The 26352-nt window shown below is 74.7% G+C and carries 18 protein-coding genes and 1 pseudogene; 3 read left to right on the forward strand and 16 right to left on the reverse strand.

Annotated elements, in window-relative coordinates; all coding sequences use genetic code 11:
- Positions 1 to 10: 10 nt before the first annotated feature.
- Positions 11 to 541: a gluconokinase gene (locus ABD946_RS15960; protein WP_345284070.1), complete on the reverse strand. Its 531-nt coding sequence runs from the start codon at positions 539 to 541 to the stop codon at positions 11 to 13.
- Between the two features lie 113 nt (positions 542 to 654).
- On the opposite strand from ABD946_RS15960, the gene ABD946_RS15965 reads away from it, so the two are divergent.
- Positions 655 to 1347: a FadR/GntR family transcriptional regulator gene (locus tag ABD946_RS15965; RefSeq protein WP_345284072.1), complete on the forward strand. Its 693-nt coding sequence runs from the start codon at positions 655 to 657 to the stop codon at positions 1345 to 1347.
- On the opposite strand, the gene ABD946_RS15970 is transcribed toward ABD946_RS15965, so the two are convergent.
- From ABD946_RS15970 to ABD946_RS16015, 10 genes and pseudogenes are all read right to left on the reverse strand, one after another.
- Positions 1344 to 2234 (reverse strand): GNAT family N-acetyltransferase, encoded by an 891-nt coding sequence (locus ABD946_RS15970; RefSeq protein ID WP_345284074.1) that lies wholly within the window; start codon positions 2232 to 2234, stop codon positions 1344 to 1346. The two genes, ABD946_RS15965 and ABD946_RS15970, sit on opposite strands and share 4 nt — an antisense overlap.
- Complete coding sequence (locus ABD946_RS15975) at positions 2231 to 3469, reverse strand: arginase family protein (protein WP_345284076.1); 1239 nt, start codon at positions 3467 to 3469, stop codon at positions 2231 to 2233. The genes ABD946_RS15970 and ABD946_RS15975 overlap by 4 nt, the downstream gene beginning before the upstream one ends.
- Positions 3466 to 5295: an ABC transporter ATP-binding protein gene (locus tag ABD946_RS15980; RefSeq protein WP_345284103.1), complete on the reverse strand. Its 1830-nt coding sequence runs from the start codon at positions 5293 to 5295 to the stop codon at positions 3466 to 3468. Before ABD946_RS15980 ends, ABD946_RS15975 begins: the two co-directional genes overlap by 4 nt.
- Positions 5202 to 5810, reverse strand: a complete 609-nt coding sequence (locus ABD946_RS15985) for an ATP-binding cassette domain-containing protein (protein ID WP_345284105.1) — start codon at positions 5808 to 5810, stop codon at positions 5202 to 5204. Before ABD946_RS15985 ends, ABD946_RS15980 begins: the two co-directional genes overlap by 94 nt.
- Before the next feature lie 283 nt (positions 5811 to 6093).
- Positions 6094 to 6960: pseudogene (locus ABD946_RS15990) on the reverse strand (ABC transporter transmembrane domain-containing protein); the annotation flags it as partial.
- Entirely contained in the window at positions 6957 to 8396 is a 1440-nt protein-coding gene (locus ABD946_RS15995) for a PLP-dependent aminotransferase family protein (protein WP_345284078.1), read from the reverse strand. The pseudogene ABD946_RS15990 and the gene ABD946_RS15995, both read right to left, overlap by 4 nt.
- Complete coding sequence (locus ABD946_RS16000) at positions 8393 to 9583, reverse strand: diaminopimelate decarboxylase family protein (RefSeq protein WP_345284080.1); 1191 nt, start codon at positions 9581 to 9583, stop codon at positions 8393 to 8395. The genes ABD946_RS15995 and ABD946_RS16000 overlap by 4 nt, the downstream gene beginning before the upstream one ends.
- Positions 9584 to 9651: 68 nt before the next feature.
- Entirely contained in the window at positions 9652 to 9816 is a 165-nt protein-coding gene (locus ABD946_RS16005; RefSeq protein WP_345284082.1) for a hypothetical protein, read from the reverse strand.
- A gap of 88 nt (positions 9817 to 9904) precedes the next feature.
- Positions 9905 to 11068, reverse strand: coding sequence for a hypothetical protein (locus tag ABD946_RS16010; protein WP_345284084.1), 1164 nt, complete (start codon positions 11066 to 11068; stop codon positions 9905 to 9907).
- A complete protein-coding gene (locus ABD946_RS16015) occupies positions 11065 to 11334 on the reverse strand; it encodes a hypothetical protein (protein WP_345284086.1) in 270 nt (89 codons plus the stop codon). Before ABD946_RS16015 ends, ABD946_RS16010 begins: the two co-directional genes overlap by 4 nt.
- Positions 11335 to 11577: 243 nt before the next feature.
- On the opposite strand from ABD946_RS16015, the gene ABD946_RS16020 reads away from it, so the two are divergent.
- Entirely contained in the window at positions 11578 to 11892 is a 315-nt protein-coding gene (locus ABD946_RS16020) for a hypothetical protein (RefSeq protein ID WP_345284087.1), read from the forward strand.
- Positions 11893 to 11899: 7 nt separating this feature from the next.
- On the opposite strand, the gene ABD946_RS16025 is transcribed toward ABD946_RS16020, so the two are convergent.
- Complete coding sequence (locus tag ABD946_RS16025) at positions 11900 to 12994, reverse strand: NADH:flavin oxidoreductase/NADH oxidase (protein ID WP_345284089.1); 1095 nt, start codon at positions 12992 to 12994, stop codon at positions 11900 to 11902.
- Between the two features lie 92 nt (positions 12995 to 13086).
- Between ABD946_RS16025 and ABD946_RS16030 the strand changes: the two genes are divergently transcribed.
- On the forward strand, positions 13087 to 13455 hold the full coding sequence (locus ABD946_RS16030) for an ArsR/SmtB family transcription factor (protein WP_345284091.1): 369 nt from the start codon (positions 13087 to 13089) through the stop codon (positions 13453 to 13455).
- A 7-nt stretch (positions 13456 to 13462) separates the two neighbouring features.
- On the opposite strand, the gene ABD946_RS16035 is transcribed toward ABD946_RS16030, so the two are convergent.
- The 4 genes from ABD946_RS16035 to ABD946_RS16050 form a co-directional block, all read right to left on the reverse strand.
- A complete protein-coding gene (locus ABD946_RS16035) occupies positions 13463 to 14155 on the reverse strand; it encodes a DUF6215 domain-containing protein (RefSeq protein WP_345284093.1) in 693 nt (230 codons plus the stop codon).
- Between the two features lie 59 nt (positions 14156 to 14214).
- On the reverse strand, positions 14215 to 14394 hold the full coding sequence (locus ABD946_RS16040; protein WP_345284095.1) for a hypothetical protein: 180 nt from the start codon (positions 14392 to 14394) through the stop codon (positions 14215 to 14217).
- Positions 14395 to 14464: 70 nt separating this feature from the next.
- Positions 14465 to 19009: a hypothetical protein gene (locus tag ABD946_RS16045; RefSeq protein ID WP_345284097.1), complete on the reverse strand. Its 4545-nt coding sequence runs from the start codon at positions 19007 to 19009 to the stop codon at positions 14465 to 14467.
- Between the two features lie 36 nt (positions 19010 to 19045).
- Positions 19046 to 19921, reverse strand: coding sequence for a hypothetical protein (locus tag ABD946_RS16050; protein ID WP_345284099.1), 876 nt, complete (start codon positions 19919 to 19921; stop codon positions 19046 to 19048).
- Positions 19922 to 26352 lie beyond the last annotated feature (6431 nt).

The following is a 26352-nucleotide window of genomic DNA, read 5'->3' on the forward strand; positions in this document are numbered from 1 at the left end:
GGGTGCGGGGTCAGGCGGACCGGGCCGTGATCAGGTCGGCGGCGCGGTCGGCCAGTTCGGCGGGGGTGTGGTCGACGTCCAGGGCGAAGCCGGGCTCGTCCGCCCGGAGCGGTTCGAGCGCGGCGTACTGGGAGTCGAGCAGGGTGGCCGGCATGAAGTGGCCGGTGCGGGCGGCCAGCCGGGAGCCGATCAGTGCCCGGTCGCCGGTCAGGTGGACGAAGCGGGTGGCCGGGGCCTGGGAGCGCAGGGTGTCGCGGTAGCTCCGCTTGAGCGCGGAGCAGGCCACCACTCCCCCGGTGCCCTCGGCGACCCGGCCGCCGAGCCAGTCGGCGAGGGCCAGCAGCCAGGGCTGCCGGTCGGCGTCGTCGAGCGGGACGCCGGCGGCCATCTTGGCGATGTTCGCCGGCGGGTGGAAGTCGTCGGCCTCCGCGTACGGGAGGCCGAGCCGCTCGGCCAACAGGCGGGCGACGGTGGTCTTGCCGACGCCCGACACGCCCATCACCACGAGGGTGGGCGGCTGGTTCTCGACGCTGAGACCCATGGCTGGTGCTCCTTGTTCTGACTGGTCACGACTGACACTGCCGCAAAGGTATGACTTATTCAAGGGGCGGCAACCCAATCGTCATACATATGTGGCGAAGATATCCTGAGCCGATGGAGATCCAGGGCCTGCCCGGCCGACTGCTCGCCGACCTCGGACCGGCCATCGCCTCCGGCGAGATCCCCGAGGGCGCGGTGCTGCGCAGCGAGGAGCTCGAGGCGAAGTACGGGGTGTCCCGGACGGTGGTCCGGGAGGCGGTGCGCATCCTGGAGTCGATGCGGATGGTCGCGCCCCGGCGCCGGGTCGGCATCACCGTGCAGCCCAAGGCCGGCTGGGACGTCTTCGACCCGCTGGTGATCCGCTGGCGCCTCGCCGGGGCGGACCGCTCCGCGCAGCTGCGTTCACTGGGATCGCTGCGGGTCGCGGTGGAGCCGGCGGCCGCCGCCCTGGCGGCCGTCCACGCCACCGACGACCACCGGCGCGAACTCGGCGCCCTGGCGGTCGAGCTGACGGTCAGTGCCCGCTCCGACCTGTCGGTCTTCCTGCAGCACGACATCGCCTTCCACGCGACGGTGCTGCGCGCCTCCGGCAACGAGATGTTCGCCCACCTGGGTGACACCGTCGGCGCCGTGCTGACCGGGCGCACCGAGCACCAGCTGATGCCGCATCAACCCGAGCCGTACGCGGTCGCGCTGCACCGCGAGGTCGCCGACGCGATCTGCGAGGGCCGCTCGGGGGACGCCGAGACGGCGATGCGCACCATCGTCCAGGGAGCCCTCGACGAGCTGAACGAGGTGCTGGGCTAGCAGGCCGCCGTGAGCAGCAGGGCGTGGCGGGTCCAGCGGCGGGTGGGGTGGAAGTCGAGGCCGGCGAGGGTGTCGAGAAGGGCTTCGGCCGCGCCCAGGCTGACGGTGCGGTAGGGGGCCGGGGCGCGGCGGATGAGCTCGGCGGCGAGGTCGCGGGCGATGCCGGGGCGGGCGTCCGGGTCGGCGCAGAGGGTGTCGATCCAGAGGTCGTGCGGGGCGTCGGGCCATTCGAGGGTGAGGGCGAAGCCCACGGGCGGGCCGTCCTCGTGGAGGGTGGCCAGCAGGCAGGAGTCCCGGCGCAGGCAGGGGTGGCGCAGGGTGGAGACCAGGGCCTCGTCGCCGCCGCGGGTGCGGACCGCCCCGGCGGTGGCGCGGCGGTAGAGCTCGCCCATCCGGGCGGCGTCGCCGGGGCGGAGCGGGCGGAAGGACAGTCCGGGGCCGGCCGCCGGGAGGGGGCGGATCGGGGCGCTGGCCTCCAGGAAGGGGGTGGCCGTGAAGCCGCGGGCGGTCAGCATCGCGCGCAGGCCGGTGTCCTCGCCGAGGCAGTCGACCACCAGCTCGACCAGGGTGGAGGAGGCGGTGGCGGCGGCCCGGTCCACCGCCCAGTCCAGCAGCGCACCGCCGACGCCGCGACGCCGCCAGGGGCCGAGCACCTCCCCCGCGCACTCGACCAGGGCGAAACCCCCGCCCCAGTCCTGCCGGTTGGCCGCGTAGCCGGCGATCCGGCCGCCCACCCGGGCCACCACGGCGTCGCCGTCGGCCAGCGAGCGCGCCAGCACGGCCATCCGCTGGCCGTCCATCCCGGCGGCGCCGCCGCGGCCGTACGCCTCCAGGGCGTCGTTCAGTTCGGGGAGCTGATCCGGGGTCAGCTGCCGCAGCTCGGTCACGACGGTCTCCCCCGGAGTTCGGCGGTGCGGTGGGCGGCGGTGCGGTGCAGCGCAGCGTGGTGCAGGGCGCTGTGGTGCAGGGCGTGCAGCAGCAGGGCGGTGGCGGTGACGCCCGGGGCCTCCTCGGGGCCGGGCAGGTACTCGACCAGGTCGAGGCCGGCCACCGGGAGGCGCTCGCACAGGGCGGTGAGCAGGCCGAGCGCCTCGCGGTAGGACCAGCCGCCGGGCAGCACCGTGCCGGTGCTGGGCATCACGGCCGGGTCGAGCACGTCCAGGTCGAAGCTGAGGTGCCAGTCCAGGCCGGCCGGCAGGCGGCGGACGATCTCGTCCGGGTCGGTCTCCAGGGCGGTGCGGCCGGGCCAGCGCTGGAGCTTCGCGCAGGCCTCGGGACGCTCCGGGGTGAGCTGGCGGACGCCGAACTGGGCGACGCAGGCCACCGCCTCGCTGCCGAGCACCCAGTCCAGGAAGTTCCCGTGGTGCACGCCGGTGCGCGGACCGGTGCGCACCCGGCCGTAGTCGTGGTGGGCGTCGAAGTGCAGCACGCCGATCGGGTGGTGACGGCGGGTCAGGCCGTCCACCACCCGCAGGGTGAGCGAGTGGTCCCCGCCGAGGACCACCGGGACCTTGCCGGCCTGGGCGGTCAGCGCGACCAGCTGCTCCAGGTCGTCCAGCAGGTCCGCACCGCCCGCGCCCGGCACGGCCGTCAGGTCGCCGACGTCGGCGAGCGCGACCCCGGCGAGCAGCCGGCGGTCGTGCTCGGCGTCGTACATGCCGCACAGCCCGGGGTCGGCCCGGAAGACGGTGGTGCTGACCCGGCGCAGCGCCTCGGGGCCGAACCGGGCGCCGGGGCGGTAGGAGACGCCCTGGTCGTAGGGCGCGCCGATCACCACGAAGGCGGCCGGGCCGTTGAGTGCCTCGGCCACCGTGGAGAGCGGCGTGCCGTACAGGCCGGTGCTGCGCCCGGGGCCGGCCGCGGTGTCCTGGGCCTGCAATGCGCCCGCCTCGACGAGCACGGCCACCGTCCGGCGGACGGCCTCGGAGCTGCCGGGGGCGGTGCGCTCCAGTCGGGCGGCGACCGCCTCCGCCGTGGCGGGGACGGCGAACTGGGAGAGCACGTGCAGCGCCCGGCGGCCGAGCCTGACGCTGCGTCCGGTCTCGGGCCAGACCAGCTCGCTCTCCTCGCCGCCGCCGTCCAGCCTGGCCGCGCCCGGGGTGACCCGCAGCGTCTCGTTCACCGGCGCCGCCCGTCGTGTGCGCCGTCGGCCGCGGCCGGCTGCACCGCGGACGGCACCGGCGTGGACGGCCCCGGCGCGGACGGCTCCAGCGTGGTCAGCCAGGCCGTGCGGAGCCGCGCGTACGGGCCGTCCGCGTCGCGCAGGTCCTTCGGCGCGCCGCTCTCGACGATCCGGCCGTGCTCCAGCACCACCACCCGGTCGCTGCGCTCGGCCGTCCAGAGGTCGTGGGCGACCTGGATCACGGTCGTCCCGGCCAGCGAGCGGGAGAGCTCGGCGGTGAAGTGCCCGGCGGCCCGCTCGGAGAGCCCGGCGGTGGCCTCGTCGAGCAGCAGGACCCGGGGGCGGCGCAGGAAGAGCCGGGCGAGGGCGAGTTGGCGCGCCTGGGCCGGGGTCGGCGGGTGGCCGTCCTCGCCGAGGGCGGTGGCCAGGCCGCCGGGCAGTCCGCGGACCCAGCCGTCGGCGTCGGCGGAGGCCAGGGCCGCCCACAGCTCGTGCTCCTCGGCCTCGGGGCGCGCCAGGGTGAGGTTGTCCCGGACGGTGCCGTGGAAGACGTGGTCCTCCTGGGCGACCAGCACCACCTCCGCGCGGCCGCCGACGGCCGCCTCCTGACGGCCGATCAGCACCCGGCCGGAGTCCGGCCGCAGGGCGCCGGCCAGCAGGGTGGCGAGGGTGGTCTTGCCCGCCCCGGAGGCGCCCACCAGGCAGATCCGCTCGCCGGCCGCCACCTCCAGGTCGAGGGAGTGCAGGACGGGGGCGCCCTCGGCGTAACCGAAGGTCAGGGCCTCGCAGCGGACCGGCAGCCCGGCCGGGCCCGGCCCGGTGCGAGCCGCCGGAAGGTCAAGGGCGCCGACCCCGACGCCGAGGATGCGGCCGAGGGCTGCCCCGGCGGCCTGGGCCTCGCCGAACCAGTAGATGAGGTCGTCCAGCGGGGTCAGCACCGCCCGCAGGTAGAGCGCGATCACCGCCACGTCGCCGACCTGGGCGTGGCCGCCGCGCACCAGCCAGGCGCCCCAGCCGACCACCACCAGCAGCGGCAGGTGGTAGCCCGCCTGCACGGCGGGGAACCACGCGCGCTCCAGCCGGACCGGCTCCCCGGCCAGCCGCCGCCAGGAGCCGACGCTCCGTCGGGCCGCGTCCCGCCGGGCCGGCCCCAGGCGCAGCGTGGTGACGGCCTCGTGGCCGCGGACGGTCTCGGTGAGCGCACCGGTGGCGGCGGCCCGGGCGGCCAGCTCCTCCCCGTACGCCTTCGGCGCGCGCCGCACGTACCACCGGGTGGAGAGCAGGATCGGCGGGACCCCGACCAGGCAGCCGAGCGCGACCAGCGGGTCGACCAGGAAGGCGGCGCCGAGGGTCATCGCCACCGTGACGGTGCCGACCACCGTCTCGGGCAGGCCGGTGCGGGTGATGTCCTGGACGGCGTCCATGTCGGAGGTGGAGCGGGAGAGCACCTCGCCCTGGTCGACCGTCTCCAGTTCGCGCACCGGCATGGCGAGCAGGCCGTCCAGGAAGTCGTTGCGCAGGACCGCGAAGATCCGCTCGCCGAGGGCGAAGGACCAGGAGGCGGCGGTGAAGGCCAGGCCGGCGTGCACCACGAGGGCGGCCAGGATCAGCAGCACCGGGCCGAGCAGGCCGACGGCCCGCCCGTCCGCGATCCGGTCCACCAGCGAACCGAGCACCAACGGCGGCACCAGCCCGCCGGCCACGGCGGCCGCGTGCACCAGCACGATCGCGGTCAGCCGGCCCCCGAACCGGGCGGCGAGCCCACCGACCCGGCGGCGGACGGCGGTGCGGTCGGCGACCGGCAGCACCGGCGCGGGCCCGGCCACCGCCCGGCCCCCGGGCCCGGACGGCACGTCAGCCACCGGCGGGGCCGGGGAGAGGGACGGAGCGTCAGACATCGGAGCCCTCCTCGACGGCCAGGACGTGGTCGGCCACCGCGCGGAAACGCGCCGGCCGAGCCCAGGACCAGGGTGGTGCGGCCGCGCCGGTGCTCGGCCACCCGGCGGGCGATCTCGATCTCGGTGACCGCGTCCAGCGCGGTGGTCGGTTCGACCAGCACCAGGACCGGCGGATCGCCGACCAACGACCGCGCCAGCGCCAGGCGTTGGCGCTGGCCTCCGGAGAGGTTGCGGCCCTCGGCGTCGATCCGGGCGTCCAGGCCGCCGGGCAGCCGCGCCACCACGTCGTCCGCGGCCGCGGCCCGCAGGGCGGCGGTGAGCTCGCGGTCGCCGTAGCGGGCGGCCGGGTCCAGCACCTCGCGCACCGAGCCGGCGAAGAGCACCGGGCGGGCGCCCTGGATCCGCACCGCCGCGCCCAGCGCGTCGGGGTGGAACTCGCGCACCGGGCGTCCCGGCCAGGGTGGCGCCCTGCTCGACCGTCAGGCCGACCAGGCGGCGGGCCAGCCGGTCCGGGTCGTAGCCGCCGGGGGCGGCCAGCACGCTCAGGCCGCCGAGCGGGATCCGAAGGCCCGTCAGGCCGTCGGCGGGCTCGGCCCGCTCGGGCACCTCGGCGGTCCCGGTCCAGGGGCGCTCGGGCGCGGCCAGCAGGGCGGTGACGTTCCGGGCGGCCACCCGGGCACCGGCCCGGGCCGCGCCGTACCCGGCGGCGGTGGTGACGGGGGCGACCAGGTAGGCGGAGGCGGTGTAGAAGGTGACCAGGTCGGTGGGCGGCACCGAGCCGGCGGCGGCCAGGGTGCCGCCGAGCCAGACCAGGGCGGCCAGGAAGAGGCCGGGCAGCAGGGTGCCGGAGACCAGCAGCAGGGCCTCCGTCCGGGCCACCTCCACCCCGGCCCGCTCGGTGGCCGCCGAGGCGGCCCGGTAGCGCTCCCGCACCACCCGCTCGGCGCCCAGACCGCGCAGCACCCGCAGCCCGAGGCCGATGTCGGAGCTCAGCGCGGCCACCGTGCCGAGCGCCTCGCGCTGGCGCTCGCGGCGCTCCTCCAGCGGCTCGGCCACCTTGCCGGTGAGCCACATCAGGCCGGGCACCCCGGCCAGCACCACCAGGGTGACCAGCGGGGAGATCGCCAGCAGGTACCCGGCGACCACCAGCAGGCCGAGCAGCGAGGCGGCCAGCCTGATCCGCACCACCGGGAAACCGGCCACCCGGGAGACGTCGTACGCCGCCACGGTGGCCACCTCGGCGGGCGGGGTGCGGGCCGCCACGTCCTGCGGGGCGCGGGCGGTCTTCTCCCCGATCTCCTCCAGCAGCGCGGCGGTGGCGCGCAGTCCGAGCCGGGCGGCGATCACGTGCCGGGTGACGTTGGTGGCGATGCCGGTCACGACGGCGGCGCCCAGCGCGGCCACGTACCGGGCCAGCCCGCCGCCCTGGCCGGCCGCCGCGCCCAGGGCGGCGCCGACCAGCCAGGGCAGCGCTGCCTCGGCCGCCGCGCCGGCCAGCGCCAGCGCGGTGAAGGCGGCCAGCGGTCGCCGCTCGTCCCGGGTGATCCGGGCGGTCAACTCCCGCAGCGGCGTCGAGGTCTGAGGGTCGCTCACGTCAGCCCCACCGGTGCCAGGTCGTAGGTCGCGCGCAGGTCCTTCATGGACTGGTGGTCTCCGATGTCGAGCAGCAGGTCGCAGAACAGGTCGAGCGAGGGGCCGCCCCGGGAGCCGGCCGCGAGCTTGAACAGCCCCTGGCCGGTGGCCGTGCGGGGCACGACGGTCTCGAAGCGGGTGGTGCGGAAGCCGAAGCTGTTGCCGTAGACGGCGGCCAGGCCGCGCCGGGCCACCTCGTGCCGGATCGCGGCCAGCAGCAGGCCGTGGTCGGCGAGCGCGTCCTCGCGCAGCTCCACCACCACGAACGGGCTCTGGCCGCGCCAGGCGGAGGAGCCGAGCGCCGGGTGGGCGACGGTGCGGAACAGCGGGCGGGGCGAGGAGGCCAGCCGCTCGGCCAGGCGGGCGTTGTTCCGGTAGACCTGCCCGGCGTGCCGTCTGGTCCAGGTCTCGTCCAGCAGGAAGGGCGCGTCCAGGGCGGCCACCGCCGGGGCGGCCAGGCCCTGGCCCGTGGTGGCACGGACCAGCCGCAGCGTCCCGGCCAGCCGGCGGGCCGTCAGCTCCCCGGTGTGCGAGCGGTGCTGGTGGATCTCCAGCACGCCGAGGTTGGCCACCTCCAGGCCCTGCTGGTCGAGCTTGAGGCCCGAGCGCACCTCGATCACCAGCGGGGCGCCGGCGGGCGAGGCCAGGGCCTTGAGCACGGCGGCCCGGGGCCAGGCCGGGGAGACCAGGGTGGTGTCCAGCACCACCACCGGCGGGCGGTGGGGGCCGCGCCGCCAGCCGTTCACCAGGGCGTTGACGTCCAGCACGTCCAGCGCCCAGTTGTAGCGGACCGGTTCGAGCAGCAGCACGTCCGGCGCCCCGGGCCCGGCCCAGGCCTCGGCGAGCCGGCCCGGGCTCAGCCTGCGCGGGCGCAGGGTGGTGCCGGAGAGGTACTCCAGCAGCAGGTCGGTCTCGAAGTAGTCGCCCCAGAAGTCCAGCCGCAGCGGGCGGCGTTCGGTGGGAGCCAGCAGGTGGGCGAGCGACTGCACCAGGTGGGAGAGGGCGGCCATCCCGCTGCCGAAGGCCAGCACGGTGCGCTCCCAGCCCTCGGGCGGGGCGCTGCTGCGGCCGGCCAGCGCGCGCTCCACCGCCTCGGCGGGCAGGCTGCGCTCGTAGCCGTGCCGCAGCGGGGCTCCGCCGGGCAGGGTGCGCTCCTGGGCGAGGTCGGGCGAGCGCTGGAAGCGCTCGTCCATCCGGTGGCCCCGGCGCAGCAGCAGGGTGCGGACCTGACGGGACGCCAGCTCCAGCCGCCACTCGGCATCCGGGCCCTCGCCGGTCTCCTGCCGCAGCTCCCGCTCCAGCGCGGCCCAGACGGTGGCGTCCTCGGCGCCCTGCCCGGCGGCCAGCGCGGCCATCCCGGCCAGCAGCTCGCGCTCCAGCTCCAGCGCGCCGCTCATCCGAGCTCCTCGACCTTCCCGTCGGCGAGCGCGTACTCGGCGGGCAGCGGCAGCAGGTTGAACCGCCGGGAGTTGGTCCGGGTGTACGCGCCGGAGGCGGTCAGCACCACCCGGTCCCCCGCCCGCAGGGCGGGCAGCGGGGCGGGGCTGCGACGGCCGAGCACGTCGGTGCCGAAGAAGTCGTTCTCGTAGAGGGTGTCCCCGGCCAGCAGGGTGGGGCGCAGCTCCTCGTCCTCGCGCGGGCCGGTCAGCGGGATGAGCTGGGGCCGGTGCCAGGGCGCGAAGTTCCAGGCGGAGCAGTCCACGGTGAGCACGTCGGCCTTGAAGTGCGGGTGGTCGCGCTCCGCCGAGCGGACGGTGGTGACCAGGTAGCCGTGCGGGGCGAGCACGGCGCCCCCGGGCTCGAACTGCAGGCGCACGGTGCGGCCGGTGCGCCGGGTGAAGTCGGCCAGGTCCTCGGCCACCTGCTGCCAGGTGCGCAGGGTGCGCAGGCGGTCGGTGTAGAGGCTGAAGAAGCCGCCGCCGAGGTCGATCTCCTCCACGTCGGGGTACGAGGCGGCCACCGCCAGCAGGTAGCGGAGCTTGTAGCGCAGGTGACGGGGCGTCATCTGGCCGGTGTGGGTGTGCAGCCGGGTGAGGCGGCAGCCGGTGCGCTCCAGCACCGCGCCGATCCTCGGGTCGGTGGCGTACACGCCGAAGCGGCTGCCGGCGCCGAAGGTGGTGGAGCCGTCCTCGATCGCCTCCGGCAGCGGGACCCGCAGCCGCAGGCCGACCGGGCCGCCGGGGCGGGCGGTGCAGAACTCGTCGAGCTGCTCGACCGAGCTCGCGTCCGGCACCACGCCGTGCTCCGCCAGCAGCGGCAGGTCGTCCGCCCGGAAGGACGGGCCGGTGGCGGTGATCCGGCGGAAGCCCGCCAGCACGGCCAGGGTGAGCTCGCCGACCGAGGCGACGTCGGCGCCCAGGCCCAGCGAGGCCAGGAAGGTGAGCACGCGCGGGGTGTGACAGGCCTTCAGCGCCAGGTTGAGCTCGGCGGGGCCGACCCCCTCGACGTCCGCGCGCAGCAGCTCGACCGAACGGCGCAGGTTGTCCAGGTCGTAGAGCAGCGCGGGCGAGGGCAGCCCGGCCAGCCGGGCCAGCAGGCCCTCGCCGGGGGCACCGATCAGCGGCTCGGCGTTGGTGGCGGGCATCGGCGGCTCTCCAGGGGGTGGGTCGGGCGTGGGCCCGGCTGCGGCGCCGCGGCCGGGCCCACGCGTCATCAGTTGCCGGACGGGCGGGAGCCCGCGAGGACCGACAGGTCCGTGCGGATCACCCGGATGTCCGTCTGCATCACGTCGGCACCGGTGGTGCCCTCCTCGACCTCGACGTCGAACTCCGCGAAGACCTCCGACAGGGCCGACTCGAGCGCGGCGATGTCACTCATGCCACTACCTCCTCTCCAAGGACGCACTGCTCCCCCGCGGCTCGGGGAGACGGGACGTGGGACGCCGCGGTCGGTGGGGCGCCGCGGTTCAGGCGGCGTCGTGGGCGCCCGCGGGGGCTCCCGCGTGGGCTCCCGCGTGGGCTTGCAGGGCGGAGCCGTCCGGGAGCCGGAGCTCCCCGAGGGCCTCCACCGCGGCGGTCAGCCAGTGCGCCAGGCGGTGGCCGTCCGGGCCGAGCTCGGCCGTGACCGGGCCGCCGTCGAGCGCACGGGCGAAGTGGGCGGCGCGGGCCCAGGCCGTCACCGTCTCGGCCAGCGCGCCCTCGACCCGCTCCTCGTCGGGCTCGGTGACGGCCAGCCCCAGGTACAGCAGGGCCTGGTGGGTGTAGACGTGGAAGGCGGCGAAGGTCCGGTCGGCGCTGAAGTGCCGGGTGCGGCTGGAGCCGAAGGACCAGGGCACGCCCACCGTGGCGGACCGCTCGTCGTGGTAGTCGGGGCGGAACAGCGAACGGGCCAGGCTGATGTCGTTCAGCTTCTGGTGCAGGCACTCGTGCACCAGGAGCTCGGCGGCCAGCCGGTCCTGACGGAAGGTCTGCTCGGCGACGAAGACCACCAGTGGCGCGGCGTTGGTGTACCCGCTGTACGGCTGCTCGCCCCGGTAGGGCACCACCAGCCGGGCGGCGGACAGCACGTCCCCGGCCAGCCGGGGCAGGCCGCGGCGGGCCAGCGCCACGGCCCGGGCCCGGGCGCCCTCGGCCTGCGGGGTGACGGCGGCGGGACGCGCCTCGACCGGGGCCCCGCCGACGGTCGTGGTGGCGGAGAAGAGTGCGAGGAAATGCCCGGTGACCCAGTGTCCGGGGCCGGTTCCGGGGAATTCCGGAGCATTTTCCCCCTTCGTCTCCGAATCGGTTTCCAGCTCCGGATCCGACGACATCCGGGAATTTAGCGCGACGTACCGGGCGAGCGCTTCCCGCCCGTTCTCGGTGCGCCCGGCGCTGCATTCCCGCAGGGCCTCGTCGACGGCCGCCCGGCGCAGGCTCTCGGCCCACGGACGCTCCGTCGGGGCCACCGCCGCCGGGTCGGTGCCGGTGGCCCCGGCGCAGACCCGGGCGGCTCCCCGGTAGTAGGCGGCGGCGGTGCCGGCGATGGCCGAGCCGTCGCCGAGCGCCCCGGTGGAGAGGTGCTGCTCCACCCTGGCGTGCAGCGTCCGCCCCTCGGCCCGGAAGGCCGGGAGCCTCGCTCCGGCGGGGCTCATGCCAGCAGTCCGCTCGCCCGCAGGGTGCTCAGCCGCTCGGCGACGATCCGCCCGGCCCGCTCGGCGCCGCCGGGCAGGCCGAGGGCCCGCACCCGCTCGGCGATCCCGGCGGCCGGCCGTCCGTCGCACAGCTCCAGCACGTACCAGCTCAGGCGGTCGAGCACCGCCACCCGGACCGGGGACTCGAAGAACACGAAGGCGGCCGACAGATCGGCGAACGGTTCGAGAATCCATCCGGACGTCCGGGACGTGACCTCTGATTCCATGGTGGTTCCCCCGTTTTACTGGAATCGCTCCGGCCTTTCGGAGTGCCCCGAAGCTACTGCGCTCGCCAGGACCACGTCAACGGTCGCGCGCGGCCTTTCCGCCCCACCGGGGAAACGGGCATATGCCGGTCGCGAAGCGGAATGCGGACGCCTCCGGACGGAACCGGTGGAATGGCACCGGCCGGGCTGGGCAGGCTGTGGGAGCGGACGGGGGAGTCCGCTGATCCTTCGGAGGTACCCGGAATGCCAACTGCGCGTCGTCGCCGTCTGCCGGACGAGGTGCGGGCCGCCGCCGTGCGGGCGTGGATGTCCTTCTCGTTCACCCTGGTCGGCCTGATCGTCGCCACGCTCGCCTCGTACGCCCGCACCTGGCTGCTGACCCCCGCCCTGGTGGCGATGGCCGTCGGGGTGTTCGGCACCGCGTGGAGCCTGCTGGAGATCGTGATCTCCCGTCAGATCGCGGCCCAGCGGATGCGCGGCCCGCACGCCAACTCGCCGATGGCGGGCAGCAGGCAGCGGCGGCGCCCGGCCCGAGGGCCGGACGCCGCCGCGAGGTGAGGGTCCGTCAGCGCTTGCGCACGGTGTAGGCGTGCTGGACGGGGTAACGGGTCTCGGCGCCCAGCTCGCGGGCGGCGCGCTGCGGCCAGTACGGGTCGGCGAGCAGGGCCCGGCCGAGCAGGACCACGTCGGCCTCGCCCTCGGTCAGGATGCGCTCGGCCTGGTCGGGCTCGGTGATCAGGCCGACCGCGCCGGTGGGCAGGCCCGCGCCGTTGCGGATCTCGGTGGCGAAGCGGACCTGGAAGCCGGGGGCCGCCGGGATGTGGGCGTCGGCCACGTTGCCGCCGGTGGAGACGTCGACCAGGTCGACGCCGCGCGCCTGGAGCTCCTTGGCCAGCCGGACGGTCTCCTCCGAGGTCCAGCCCGGGACCTCCGGCTCCAGCCAGTCGGTGGCCGAGACCCGGAACAGCAGCGGGAGCTCGGCGGGCCAGACCGCCCGGACCGCGTCGGTGACCTCCAGGGCCAGCCGGGCGCGGCCGGCGAAGTCGCCGCCGTAGCCGTCGGTCCGGCGGTTGGAGTGCGGGGAGAGGAAGGAGTGGATCAGGTAGCCGTGGGCGCCGTGGATCTCCACGGTCTTGAACCCCGCGGCCAGCGCGCGGCGCGCGGAGTCCGCGAAGGCCGCCACCACGTCGCCGATCTCCTCGACCGTCAGCTCGTGCGGCTGCACGTGCTCGTCCGAGAAGCCCACCGCGGAGGGGCCGACCGGCTGCCCGCCGACCGAGCCCGCGGGCAGCGGCTTGCCGCCCAGCCACGGCCGGTCGGTGCCGGCCTTGCGCCCGGCGTGCGCCAGCTGGACGGCGGGGACGGCGCCGAGCGAGGTGATCAGCGCGGCGACCCGGGCGGCCTGCTCCTGCTGCCGGTCCGTCCAGAGCCCGAGGTCCCACGGCGAGATCCGGCCCTCGGGACGGACCGCGGTGGCCTCGGTGATCACCAGACCGGCGCCGCCGGCCGCGCGGGCGGCGTAGTGGGCCAGGTGGAAGTCGGTGGCGGCACCGACCTCGGGGCCGTCCGCTGCGGCCGAGTACATGCACATCGCGGCCATCCAGACCCGGTTGGGGACGGTCAGCTCACGCAGGACGAGGGGCTCGAACAGGGCACTCACGGTGGCTCCTTCGACGGGATGGTGCTCGCTATTACGGTATCCCTCGTACTACGGCAGCTGTCAAACTACGACACTTCTCGTACTATGAACGCGTGACCGAGACCCGACTCCCCGAACCCACCCTGACGGAGATCAAGCTCGCCGCCGTCCTGCACGCCCTCGCCGACCCGGTCCGCCTGCGGATCGCGGTCGAACTCGCGGACGGCTCCCACGAGATGGCCTGCCAGGCCTTCGCCCTGCCGGTGACCAAGTCCACCAGCACGCACCACTTCAAGGTGCTCCGCGAGGCCGGCGTGATCCGCCAGCACCGCCGCGGCACCTCGCGGATGAGCTGCCTGCGCACCGAGGACCTGGAGGAGCTCTTCCCCGGCCTGCTCACCAGCGTCCTGGCCGCCCACCGCACCGAGCGGGAGGCGCCCGACACGGCTGCGGCGGCGGCTGCGGCGGCGGCGGCGGACTGACGCGCCGTCAGGCCTTCGGCGGCGCGGCGGTGTCCGCCACCCAGCCGGGCAGCGTGGGCAGCAGCTCGGTGGCGATCCGGCGGACCACGCCCTCGTCCACCGGCAGCGCGTCGTTGCGCCAGACCGTCAGCTGGTAGCTGCCACCGCCCCGCGACGGGCCCTTGGCCACCGCCAGGTTCTGGGCCACACCACCCGGGGCGGACTTCCCGCCGCCGCCGAACAGGTTGATCTCGATGCCGATGGTGCGCTCGGTGAAGGCCACCGCGCGGTGGCCCAGCAGGGCGCCCTCGGTCACCGAGGAGCCGAGGAACGCGGCCTCCGACGGGGATGCCTCGCGATGGTCGGCCACCCTGACCCGGTACTGCCCCACCCTGGCCTCGGCAGCGTTGTTCTCGATCGCGACGCCGTCCACCGTCGAGGCGCCGCTCTCCGCCACCGCGAGCTGCTCGTCCGGCACGCCGAGCAGTGCGGGCAGGCCCGGCCGGATCAGCGCAGCGCAGAGCGCGGGGACCTCGGGGCCGTCGTGGGCGCGCGCCCCGGGGCACTCCGGCCCCTTGGGTGCGGACGCCTCCTTGCCCTGCACCAGCCAGACCCCGAGCAGCAGCGGAAGCGTCAGCAGCACCGCCGCCGCGACCTGGCCGACCACGCTCTTGCCACCGGCCCCGGTGCCCTTGGCGGGCACCCCCGTACCGTCCGTCATCCCGTCCCCCCGACGATCGCGCTTGCGAGCCGGGTGATCCTAACCCAACGGCGTACCCGTCAGTAGGCCTCTTCCTCCGGCTCGTGCGGGAGGTCGACGCCGTGGTGGGCGGCGATCCGCAGCAGGCCCCGGATGCGGCCGCGGTAGGCGTCCACCCCGTCGTCGTCGCCCTCCTCGCGGGCCCGGGCCAGGGCGAGGCGGGCCAGGGTCAGCTGCTCACGCAGTTCGTCCTCGAACACGCCACCAGCATGACACCCCGGGGCCCGGGCGGGGTGCTCCGCCGCTCGCTCCGCCCGGCCCCGTGCCGGATCACTCGGTCGGGCGCTTGAACATCCGGGTCGCGGTGATCTCGCCGTGGATCACCGGGGCGTCGGGTGCCTGCGGGGCCGGCAGGCCCGGGCGCAGGTGCTCCTCCACCGAGATGTACTTCAGCCCGGCCCGCAGGTCGGCGTCGTTGCGCAGCCGGATGACCAGCGGGAACTCGGCCAGCGCGGTGGTGTCGAAGAGGCCGGTGGTGTAGATCAGCTGGACGCCGAGGGCGTCCGCCACCGCGCGCTGGAGCTCCAGCAGGTAGGTCGCGTTGGCCCGGCCGATCGGGTTGTCCAGGAACAGCGTGCCGGCGTGCCGCAACTGGGACTGGCCCCGGTCGTTGGCCCGCAGCGCGGCCATCGTGCAGTACAGCGCGATGGCGGCGGTGAGCAGCTGGCCGCCGGAGAACACGTCGGACATCTGACCCACGCTCACCCGCTCGGCGCGCAGCACCGCGTCGGGCTTGAGGATCTCCACCGAGACGCCCTTGGGGCCGATCGCCGCCGCCACACCGCGCAGCAGCAGGGACATGCCGTCCCGCCGCAGGTCGCTGTTCTTCTTCACGGCGGCCCGGGTGGCCTCGTCGATCACCTCGCCGAGGCGCTCCACCAGGGTCGCGTGGTCCGGGTCCTCGAAGCGGATGCGCAGGAACTCCTGGCCGGACCACTCCCCCAGGCCCTCGGGCAGCCGGGAGAGCCGCTGGGCGGCGCGCAGCGTGGTGAGCGAGGACTCCACCAGGCCGCGCAGGCGGTCGACGATCGAGCCGCGGTTGCGCTCCAGCTGGGCCAGCTCGTCGGTGAGCACCCGCAGGCGCGGGGCGAAGGCGGCGGCCCAGGCGGCGGCGTGCTCGGGCAGGGCGGCGGCGGGCAGCTCGCGGATCTGCTGGCGGGCGGGGGTGCGGACGGCCTCGTAGCGGGCCGCGTTGGCGTGCCGGACCAGGGCGTCCGAGGCGTCCCGGACGGCGAGTTCACCCGCCGTCAGCTCGGCCGAGGCGGAGCGCAGGGCCCGGCGGGACTCGGCGGCGGCGGTGCGGGCCTCGGCCAGCGAGCCGAGGTAGGGCTCGACGGCCTGGGCCTCCTCCTCGCCGTGGTGGTCACGGAGGCCGTCGCGCAGCTGTCCTGACGCCTCGTCGAAGTCGGCGGCCGCCGACTGGGCCGCGTCCAGGGTGCGCTGGAGGTCGGCCAGCGCGGTGCGGGCGGTGTCCACCGTCTCGCGCCGCTCGGCGAGGCGGGAGGTGGCGGTGCGCAGCAGCGCCTGGGCGTGCTCGGGGTCGGTGGGGACGAGGTCCTCGGGCAGCTCGGTGTGCGCCTCGCCGGTGGCGGGGGCGGAGCGCTCGGCCTCGCCGCGCAGCCGGCCGAGCTGCTCGGAGGCGGTGGCGGAGCGGGCCTCGATGGTGGCGACCAGGCCCTCGGCCCGGGCGGCGGCGGCCTGCCGGGCCGGGCCGTCGGCGCCGTCCGGGCTGGCCAGCAGCTCCTCGGCCCGGGTGCGGACCTTGTTGGTCAGGCGGTCCAGCTCGGCCGCGGCGGCGGTCTCGTCGCCCTCGGCCCGGGCCTGCTCGGCCCGCAGGTCGGCGCCGACACCGACCTTCTCGTACAGCTGGGCGGCGGCCCGGTAGGCCTCGCGCAGCGCGGGCAGCGAGGCGGCCACCTCGGTGATCTGCTCGGTCTCCTCGACCACCGAGAGTTCGGCCCGCTCGGCCCGCAGGGTGCGGGCGGTGCGGCGGGCGTCGTCGGCGGCCCGCTGGGCGGCCCGGCGGTCCTCGTCGCAGGTGCGGGCGCGCTCGGCGCAGACCGCCTGGCGGCGGTCGCACTCGGCGGCGTCCTCGGCCAGCTCGCGGCGGCGGCGGGCCCAGTTCGCCCGCTCGCGCAGCCGGAAGGCCAGGCCGGCCAGCGCGTCGGCCCGGCGGCGGGTCCGCTGGGCGGCCTCCCGGCGCTCCTCGTACGCGGAGGCCGCGGCCAGCTGGTCGGTCTCGGCCTCGTCGTGCTCGGCCCGCAGGGTGGCCAGCTCGGCGGAGGCGGTCTCGGCCTGGGCGGCGGCGGCCAGGGTGGCCTCGGTCAGCTCGGCCAGGGTGCCGGGCGGGCACTGCTGGAGCCACGAGGCCAGCCGGCCGCCGAGCGCGCGGTCCCCGCCGAGCCGGGCGGCCAGCTCGCGGATGTGCTCCTCCCGGGCGGTGGCCCGGGCGCGCAGCTCGCGGCGCTCGTCGTCGGCCGCGCCCTCGTTGTGCATGGCCGGGTTCGGCGGCACCAGGAAGAACGGCGGCTCGTCGGCCAGCGGGGCGATCAGCGCGGCGGCGGTGCCGACCGCCACCGTGGAGCGGGGCAGCAGGGCCGCGGTCTGCAGCGCCTCGCGGGCCCGGTCCAGGGACTGGGGGTCCGTCACCACGACGCCGTCCACCAGCTCCGGGCGGGCGGCCAGGATCGCCTCGTGGTCGGCCGGGTCGACGGACTGCGCGAGGTAGCGCCAGCCGGGCAGCGCGGGGATGCCCTGCTCGCCGAGGTACTCAACGGTGGCCAGCACGTCCGGGCCGGGCGGCAGGAGGCCGCCGTCGCCGAGCGCGGCCAGGATCCGGGAGTCGTCGGCGGCGGCGGTGCGCAGGTCGAAGAGGGTGCGCTCGGCGGTGGACACCGCCGTGTCGAGCCGCTCCTCCAACTCCTCGGCATTGGAGTCCAGCAGAGCGGGCGTCAGATGCCCCTCGGTCTCCTCGCCCTGGTAGGGCTGGAGGCCGAGCAGCTCGGCCAGCCGGGGCTCGGCCGCCAGCAGCGCGGCGGTGCGCTGCTCGGCGGAGAGCGCGCGGTGGGCGTTCTGGTACGCGTCGCTGGCGCGGGCGGCGGCCAGCTCGGCCTTGGCCTCCAGCGCACCGGTCTCCCGGGCCCGGGCGGCGGAGCTCTCGGCGGCGGCGCGGGCCTGGTCGAGGGCGGCGGTGGCCTCCTTCTCGGCGTCCGCGGCGTGCAGCGCGGCCCGGGCCGGGTCGGGCTCCTCCGTCCCGGCGTCGATCCAGCCGGCCTCCACGGCGGCCTGGGTCTCCTGCTCGACCTCGGCCAGGCGCTGCTCCAGGTGGCCCGACTCGGAGCGGGCCTTCTGCGCGGCGGTCGCGGCTGCGGTGGCCTCGGCCTGCGCCCGGCCGCCGTCGGCCTGCAACTCCTCGGCCCGGGCCTCCTCCTGATCGGCCCTCAGCTCGGCGGCCCCGGCCGCGCTCTCCAGCGCCCGGGCCAGCGCCCCGGCGGCCTTGGCCCGGGCGGCCAGCGCGGGGGCCGCGTCCAGCTCGGCCTCCCGGATGGCGACCGCGACCCTGGCGACCCGGTCGGCGGCGGCGCGGTGGCGCAGCACCGCCTCGGCGGCCTGCCAGGCGGAGTACAGGGTGCGGGCCTCGGTCAGCTCGCGGCGCAGCGCGGCGGCCTCGGTGGTGGCGGCGGCCAGGCCGAGGGTGGCGTGGCGGTGCGTCAGCTCGGCGGTGATCAGCGAGTGCCGGGTGCGGTCGCTCTCGGCGGCGGTCACCGCGCCCGCGGCGGCGGCCACCTCGACGGCCAGGTCCTGGGCCCGGTCCCGCTCGGCGGCGGCCCGGACGGTGAGCGCCTGGGCGAGGCGGCGGGAGCGGCGCTCGGCGGTGCGGTGCAGCTCGCGGACCGACTCGCGGGCGGCGGTGGAGTCGACGATCCGCTGGAGCAGGTCGAGCGAGCCGGCGGTGAACTCCCGCTCGGCGGTCAGCTCGGAGCGGCGGCCCAGCTTGGCGGCGAAGCCGTGGACCAGGTCGGCCAGGCCGTCGGTGTCCCGGGTGTCGGTGACGGCGCGCAGCAGCAGGTCGGTGAAGTCGGAGTCGTGCTTGACCGCGAAGAGGCCGGCCGCCTCGCCCTCGTCCGCGTTCATCTCGCGCTGGTAGCGGAACAGCTCGGGGTCGAGGCCGAGCTCGCCGAGGTGCTCGTTCCACCGGTCGTGGATGTCCTCGAAGACCAGGTCCAGGTGCGGGGCGGCCTTGCCGGCCTCGGTCATCGCGTCCCGGAAGCCCTTCATGGTGCGGCGGCGGCCGCGGGCCTTCTGGTCGCCGGCCAGGCTGGGCCGCTCGGAGACCGGGAGGGCGTCCAGGGTCATCCCGAGGCCGGGACGGAAGGAGTACCAGGACTCGGCGAACTTGCGCGGGTCGGAGGAGACCTGACGGCCCCTCCACTCGCTGACCTTGCCGACCACGATCAGCTCGCCGGTGACGGTGTGCTGCCACTCCAGCGCGACGTGACCGCAGTCGTCGGCCAGCAGGAACTTGCGCAGCACGCCGGAGCTGGCGCCGCCCAGGGTGTTCCGGTGGCCCGGGAGCATGACGGAGAAGATCAGCTTGAGCAGGACGGACTTGCCGCCGCCGTTCTCCAGGAACAGCACGCCGGCCGGGGCGGGGCGGCGCTGCGGACCCTCCGGCTCCTCGCCGAACAGGCCGATCTGCTGCGGCCTGGGCTCGGCCACCGGCTCACCGACGCCGCGCAGGTCGAGCACCGTGTCGGCGTAGCGGGCGCCGGCCGGTCCGATCGAGTACAGGCGGACCCGGTTGAGCTCGTACATGTGCGGCGGTTCTCCAGATGACGGTGGATCAGTGGATCAGAGGCTGTGGAACGGCAGGCCGGCGTCCGCGACCAGTTCCTCGCTGTGGTCGGCGGGGAGCAGGGTGGCGGTGCCGTCGGTGACCGCGACCACGCCGAGGTCGAGCAGCTCGCCCATCGCGGCGCCGCCCGCCAGGTCGCGGACCTGGAGCTGGTAGCGGGCCGTGGTGCGGTAGGTGCCGCCGGCGTCGTCGGAGGTCTTCTGCAGGAAACCGGAGTCGACCAGGAAGAGCACCGCCTTGGAGACGATGCCGATGGTCGAGCCGGAGAGGCGGCGGGCGTCCTTGGTGGCCCCGGTCGCGGAGCGCCGGGCCCAGACCCGCCAGGCGGCTTCCAGGCCGGGGGCGTCGGAGGTCGGGTCGGTGTTGTCCCCGGCCGCCTCGGCACGCTCCTCCAGCCGGCGGCAGGCCTGCCGGACGAAGGCGTCCACGCCGTTGACCGTGATCCGGCCCAGGTACGCGTCGTCGGCCAGGTCTTCCGGGCGGGGGAAGGCCATCGCGGCGGTCGCCAGGTGGGCCAGGCCGTGCAGGAAGCGGTCGGTGGCCTCCCCGGCAGCGCGGCGGGAGTAGTCGCCCATCCGGACCGCGAAGAGCGAGTCCTCGGCGGCGGCCACCGCCATGCCGGCCCGGGGCGAGACCTCCAGCACGACCAGGCCGAGGCCGGCCGCGACGGCGTCCGCGAGGCGGGCGAAGCCCGGGTCCTCACGGTGACGGCGGATCAGCTCGGCGTACTCCGCGTCGCGAGCGGGCAGCAGCTTGGCCTGGAGGCCGAAGGAGACCAGGCGGGCGGCGTCGGCGACGTCGGCCGGCGTGAGGCTCGCCGCGGGCGCCGGCGCCGCGGGCTCGTCCTCGGTCTCCCAGGACTGGTCGGTCATTGGTACTCCTTGCAGGGGCGGATCGCGGCGGCGCCGGGGAGAGTGGTCACCCCAGGGGCGCGGGGAACTGCGCGCGGGGGAACGGCACGGGTCCGTACGCCGCCGATGGTGGGGCGTTGCCGTTCGGCGGGCGGGGACGGGTCACTGCAGAGGCGGCAACTGACTGTGCGTCGTCCACTGCGGCTCTGATGCCTGCCGCTGCGCGCAGTTCCTCGCGCCCCTGGGGGAACCACCATGCGGGGGTGGATCGCGGCGGCGCCGGGGAAGGTGGTCACACCAGGGGCGCGAGGAACTGCGCGCGGGGGAACGGCACGGGTCCGTACGCCGCCGATGGTGGGGCGTTGCCGTTCGGTGGGCGGGGACAGGTCAGGGCAGAGGCGGCAACTGACTGTGCGTCGTCCACTGCGGCTCTGATGCCTGCCGCTGCGCGCAGTTCCTCGCGCCCCTGGGGTGGCCACTCTCGTCATTGGCGGTCCGCTGCCATGCCGGCGGCGTCGAGGAGGGCGCTGCCGACGATGAGGTCGGCACCGCCGAACTCGGGGTCGTCGAGGCGGGTGCCGTCGTCGACCGCGAAGAGGAGGCGTTCCTCGCCCTGGCGGCTGGCCGTGCCGACGGCGGGCTGCGACCGCGTGGACGGCGAGCAGGGCGAGCCAGGTAGGCAGGTCGGGTCTTGAGGCGGGCCTCGGCGAGCAGGCCGAGAGGCGGCGGGGGAGCGTCTGCGGCAGGTCGAGCAGCTTCCATAGCGGCGCTCCAGCTGATCGTCGGAGAACCGGCTGTCGTCGGCGGTGGACCGATCAAGTCAGGGTTGCCGGGCAAGCTCCGCGCACGAGTGTGCTCAGCGCCGACTCGCGGGACACGCTGCTGATCAGCTGTTAGCTAGCAGGTAACCCACCAGATGGATCGCGTCATACCGACACCACGAGACGGGCCGTCAGTGACGCAGGGCGGCTGCGCGCGGGGCGAAGCGAACGAACTTCAGTCGGTGGGCCGGGTGGCCTCTGACTGTATCCGGCAGCTTCAGCCACTGCGGGGCGAGCAGCTGCCGCTACAGGCCGATGGCCGCTAGGAAGCGGAGGGACGCCAGGTCGAAGGCAAGCATTGCGGTCCTAGTCTCACTCATCGGCCGGAACAGCGGGGCCGGCACTCCAGCGAGACGGTCTAGGAGCTGGGTGTGGCGGCGAGATGCAGTCTCTTGACACTGCATGTCGACCCTAGTTCGCGGCGCGCTCCGCTTGATGCTCCGTGTCCTCGGCCTCGCCGCGGGCCTCCTTGCGGATGTCTGCCCGTGGAGGACTGGCGTGTCTCATGTGCCGGTGAGCGGGCTCGGCACGATTAGTCCCGGCGCGAGACGCACTCGTCGATCAGGTCCTGTGCAGACACGGCCTAGCATCCAGTCGACCGCGCGGACGTCGTGACCTGCCGGGTGGCGTCTTCGATTGGAGCGCGGCGACAGTCCTCGGCGCGTACTGCTGGACGGTGCGGTGTGTCCGGTAGCGTTGTGCCTGCGCTCGGCTCGGCGACGCTCGGGCCGTCTGGCCAGGCTCTGTTCCACTGGCGCGGTTGATTCAGGATCGACCATCGAGCATGGACTCCGCGCTAGCGATCTGGGCGACTGACAGTGGTGACGTCGTGTACGTGAGGTGCGTCCGTATCCAGGAGCGTCTGACCGCCTCGTCGTGTGTGGTGCGCAGGTAGACCCGCCGTCCCGGGCCGGGGACACTACTCGATGAGCTTCCCGAAGTAACGTCTACTCCAGTCGCCGCGGATCGTAGCTTGCCGTAGAACACGGAGCCGAAGGTGCTCCGTGAGACGGCTAGCGCCGATTAAAGCCAAGCAGTGCTCTGAGTCCGACGTACTAGCCGACGTCTGACAGCGTCACGCGAATATAACTCACAAGCGCATCCCAAGTCTAGCCGCGCGCACCGCCGTGCTTCCGGCGCGATCCAGCAAAGCAAAAGGGTGTAGGACGATTAGCGTTGCGCGTTGCTCGCGCACACGGGGCACGCACCGGCCTGCAGCATTCGCGGGCACGCACTCATGCTCGCACGGTCGCTCCCCGCGCTCGTCGAAGTCATGTCGCGAGCGTGACGAGGCTTACCGATCCGCGCGAGTAGCCGACCTCCCAGTGGACATCTGCGTGTAGTTTGAGCGCGTACTCGCCACGCCAGGTTCGACCTTGCGGTTCTCCAGGTCGTGAGCGGGTGCGCGCGCTGTGCAGGCGCAGCGCTTGAGCCGAGACGGGCCACGCCCCTCCATTTAGTCGTCTCGGCGTGCCGGGCCCGGGGGCGGGCAGCACGCCGGGCGGCACCGGGGGCATTTTGTGTGCGGCCGGAGCACGGAGCTCACGGTGGGGCTGAACACTGCACGGTGGTCACGTGTGGACAAGGTTAGAGGCTGATGACACGTACAATGGTGCCGATACACGTCACACCTCCCGGAGGGCCGAGCGAGCGACGCTCGAAAGTCAGAGTGAACATGTTCAGTTTAGGTGCGTGAGAGTCACTGACTGCGCAGGTCGTGGACGGTTCCGATACGCTACTACCCGCTTGCGTGGTGTTCGCGCACACCATGACCGCAGGCGACCAGAGTACCGCCGCCGAGGCCAGCCACTCGCTGGCCGTCCGCGTAGTGGCTCTGGATCACTCATCTGCCGTGTCTCGCGCGCTGAGCGGCCGGACGGCGTACACACTTTACACAGCTGGAGACCGTGAGATGCTCGCATGGCTGGTCGCTCACGCTGGTCGAACGCGATGCACGCTGGGGGAGCACCTCTTCCGGGAGTATGTGCAACCCCTCGAATGGGACCGAGCTGGGTCTAACGTCCACGCGACGTGTGTCGTGCACCACGAGACATTACGACCAACGTCTGGTACGGTCACCCGTTCCCGGCAGTACCACCCGGCACCGACTGGAACACTGGGCTATTTTCCGACGTGAGACCTCATGGTGATTCAGGACCGTCGCGCGATCTGGCGTGTTGCCGTCTCAAGGTACCCACGGTGCAGACATTTAACGTCTGGTGTGACTCCGCTGGGCGCTCAGCGCTCTGCGCGTGCGGCGATCATTCCCGCTAGGCGCTGATCCGCGGGCCGCTGCGCGGGATCCGCTGGCATGCGCGATCATCGACAATTCGACATGTCGTTATCGCGAGTTGCGTGTATGCGGTAGCAAACGGATGTGAGACGACTAGCTGGGTGTCGCGTTATCGAAGACACAGTCGCTGCGGAGGAATGGCATCCGGCGGCTCGAGTGGGCGAGGATCGCACTGCTCGGACGGCGTGCGTGCCGGCGCGGTGGCGACCGCGGCCTGACGCAGGTCTACACCCTGTCCGGCCGACTGGCCGCGTGGGAGTACGGAGAGGAAACGTTCCTCACATGTGTAGAGGAGCGCGCACCGGCGGGTGTGCGCGCTCGCGGCATCGGGTCAGGTGCTGTACGCGCCCCTCCTGCACGCAGAGCCTACGCCACTCACCTCCAGAGAAGCGGGCGGGAGATCGGGTAGTTGGCCTTAATGAGGGTGTTGGCTGTGAGCGAGAGCGGCTTCAGGTGATCGATCTCAATGCGGACCGCGCGCGAGGGGTTCGGACGCTGGACCCTGACTCGACTGACGAATGGCCCCTGCTCTCCTGGTCGGTGACCAGCGCCTACGTGGCACGATGCAGGACTTCCATCGCCGGCGGACCCCGTCCACCATTCGCCGGGTCGTCTGCAGCGCTCGCCGGCGAACGCGGCAGTAACGTTCCGGATCGGCGCCCTAGGTCTCCTACCGCTGACCTGCCGGCTCGGCCGCCAGCTCGCGATGGAGGTGCACTCCGAGAGCTGGCCGACGAGATCGCGTACAGATCGAGAACGCCACACACTCACAGGTCTTCGCCCGCGCGGCGGCTCCCGGGCGTCAGCTACGTCAAGCCGCACGGCGCCCTCTCACAACCGGGTGGTCGGCGACTCCGAACAGGCACGAGGCTGGGGTGCGTCGCGACCGGAGTGCTGACGGGCAGGGGCGGTCAGTCTTCCTCTGCGACGGCCCCTGCTGCCGCAGTGCTCGCCTCCCCGGCTCCGTGCTGCTCCGCCGTCGCTCGAGGGCGTCAGCCCAGCCTCTCCGGTCGTCACGAGCGCCTTTCACGCCGACGGGGCTACACCTGGGCGGCACCTCGTCACCCGGCGCACGACCCCGACTCGAAGGGGCCGTGCTGCACGACCGGACGCGGTCATCGCCGGGCGTCATGGCATCGCGAAGGACGGTCTGGATCACCGCGGTTCGGAGGCGAGCCGGTTAGGCGGTGGAGGCGCGTTCGCCTGTGCGTGACACGGGGGGACACCCGGGGAGGCTCGCGCAGCTGGCATGGCGGGTATACGAGGGGCACATGGGCACCTCGGCGGGGGAGTGGCGGTGGAGGCCTTCGTCTGGATGGGGGCCACGGGGGGTTGACGTTCCGACATGGTCGTTGGGACGACGGGGGTGTTGACGTTTCCGACAGGTTCGGGGACTAGACGACGGGGGGGGGTTGAGCCGGTTACCGACAGGTCAGGGGGGACGACGTGATACGGGGATTTGACGTTACCGCCGCGGGTCGGCGTGGGCGGTAGGCCGTGTTCGGTCGAGGCGCCGGACGGGGGCGGCCGGTCGAGGGGCGGCTGTACGCGGAGCAAGTGATGGCCCGGCGCGGCGTCCCTGCCGGAGGTGTCGGAGATTCGTGCCGGCGGCGGGACGGTGCTGCTGGATCGGGGGTGTTCGGACGTGGGCGGCGCTGCGGCGGGAGCTCAGGGCGGGTCGGTGGCGGCTGACGGAGCGCCGGGCGGCCGAGGGGCCGCTTGGTGTCTTGTTGCGGGTGGTCTACGACGGCGGGCGGGGACCTGTGAGGAGAGTGGCAGGGCTGTGGGGGGTTGTCGGTGGCGGAGGCCGGGCGGGATGCAACTCGTCGGTAGGTAAAGTACTCCGGGGTGGCCATTATGCGGTCTTCGCGCGGGTTCTCGCGTTTACCTGACGGGTGTCTTCCGGAGCAGGGACCACGTGCCGAGGAGGCCACTCCGCGGAGCTCCGTACCGGCGCCGGGGGTCGGTCTGGCGCTGGCGGGGCGTACACTGGGGAGTTTATCAGCGCGCGTCCCTCGCCCGGGGGCCCGGTCGGCTAGTTGATCGGGCCCGGACCCCCCCCCCGGCCCAGCAGGCGGCCTCGTGGGGGCTGTGGGACTGCGTCCCGGGAGCCGGCGGCGTTGCTGGCGCCGGGGGACCGCGGGTTGCGGTTCTGCCGGAGGCGGGCTCGTGACGCCCTGCGAACACGTGGCTACGTCCTCTGGGGGCGCGCGGCAACTGCCGCGAACGGAAGGCCGGCCCACCGGCAATGAACCACCGGCAGACAGGTGCACGTGCTGCCGGACCCCCGCGCCGCCGTTCCTCGGCCCCGGGCGCCGCGTCGTGACGGGGCTGGGGTGGTGCGGCCCGGGCCGTTGACGACGGTTCGGACTGCTAGGGCGGCGGGTGGGTGGGCGCACCTGGGGGTTTGTGCCCCGGGCGCGGGGCGTTGGACGAAAACCGGCGTTGAGGGGCTGGCGAAACCGCTGGTGGGGAACACAGAGGGGGCGCCGGATAACTGGAGGGACCACTGCTCGGCTGGGGTCGCGCTGCGGGGCCGTCGGGCGGGTGGTGGTCGCCGTGACCGGGGCTCGGCGGTCCTGGTCGGGTTCGGCGGACGGGCGGCGGCCTGGGGGATGCGGTGGGTGACGTGCCGGCCGGGGCGTTAGGCGTCGCGTCGAGATCGCCGGCCACGTACGGCGTGCGGAGCTACCTCGCGGTGGCGGGCGGGAGGTGGCGGTGGAGCCACCGTCGCGAGGCGGCCGTATCGGCGGACCTGCTACGCCGGCGCTGCGGCCGCCTCCGCTGACGGGCGGTCAGCTGCTTCCGTGTGGGTGCGGCCCGTCGCTCCGCCGACCGAGTTGACGGGCTCGCGGTCCTGCCCGCGGGCTACGGCCGAGTTGGTGCTCCCCTGCTGCTGCCGGGGCCGCGCGCCGCCTGGTTCGCCGCCGGCGGCGTTCACGCTGCTGGCCCGCGCCCGGTATGCGACGGTCGGCGCCGCGTCCAACCGGATCGCCCGTGCGCGACGAAGGCCTCCCCTCCCCCGCCTGACGACCGACAACTCCCCAGCGAGTGGCATGGTCCCTGAGGCGCCGTCAGGTCCGTCCCGACGGCCGCCCCGTGGGCCTTCTCGCGCGACCACCCACCACGGCGCTACACCCGGTGCATCGGCGTGCGTCCCGCACCGGCGACCTCCCCTACGGCCCGCGCCAGGCGTGGCACCGTGCCGCTCCGCATTGCGTGCTCTGACGACGGGCCGGAATCCGCTGGCCCCGGAAGCCCCCCTGCGGAAATGCTGCCCGATGATCGACCCGTGAGTACGCCAGGCACCTGGCCCAGGAGGGATCGGAGCCTCAAGT

Source organism: Kitasatospora albolonga (assembly GCF_039535905.1).
Taxonomy (GTDB): Bacteria; Actinomycetota; Actinomycetes; order Streptomycetales; family Streptomycetaceae; genus Kitasatospora; species Kitasatospora albolonga.

What these genes read in the sequence shown, in the direction of transcription:
- ABD946_RS16015 (WP_345284086.1), bottom strand. Translation starts at nt 11,334, where the DNA reads ATGGAATCAGAGGTCACGTCCCGGACGTCCGGATGGATTCTCGAACCG.
- ABD946_RS16020 (WP_345284087.1), top strand. Translation starts at nt 11,578, where the DNA reads ATGCCAACTGCGCGTCGTCGCCGTCTGCCGGACGAGGTGCGGGCCGCC.
- ABD946_RS15965 (WP_345284072.1), top strand. Translation starts at nt 655, where the DNA reads ATGGAGATCCAGGGCCTGCCCGGCCGACTGCTCGCCGACCTCGGACCG.
- ABD946_RS16050 (WP_345284099.1), bottom strand. Translation starts at nt 19,921, where the DNA reads ATGACCGACCAGTCCTGGGAGACCGAGGACGAGCCCGCGGCGCCGGCG.
- ABD946_RS16000 (WP_345284080.1), bottom strand. Translation starts at nt 9,583, where the DNA reads ATGCCCGCCACCAACGCCGAGCCGCTGATCGGTGCCCCCGGCGAGGGC.
- ABD946_RS16005 (WP_345284082.1), bottom strand. Translation starts at nt 9,816, where the DNA reads ATGAGTGACATCGCCGCGCTCGAGTCGGCCCTGTCGGAGGTCTTCGCG.
- ABD946_RS15995 (WP_345284078.1), bottom strand. Translation starts at nt 8,396, where the DNA reads ATGAGCGGCGCGCTGGAGCTGGAGCGCGAGCTGCTGGCCGGGATGGCC.
- ABD946_RS15960 (WP_345284070.1), bottom strand. Translation starts at nt 541, where the DNA reads ATGGGTCTCAGCGTCGAGAACCAGCCGCCCACCCTCGTGGTGATGGGC.
- ABD946_RS16035 (WP_345284093.1), bottom strand. Translation starts at nt 14,155, where the DNA reads ATGACGGACGGTACGGGGGTGCCCGCCAAGGGCACCGGGGCCGGTGGC.
- ABD946_RS16010 (WP_345284084.1), bottom strand. Translation starts at nt 11,068, where the DNA reads ATGAGCCCCGCCGGAGCGAGGCTCCCGGCCTTCCGGGCCGAGGGGCGG.
- ABD946_RS16045 (WP_345284097.1), bottom strand. Translation starts at nt 19,009, where the DNA reads ATGTACGAGCTCAACCGGGTCCGCCTGTACTCGATCGGACCGGCCGGC.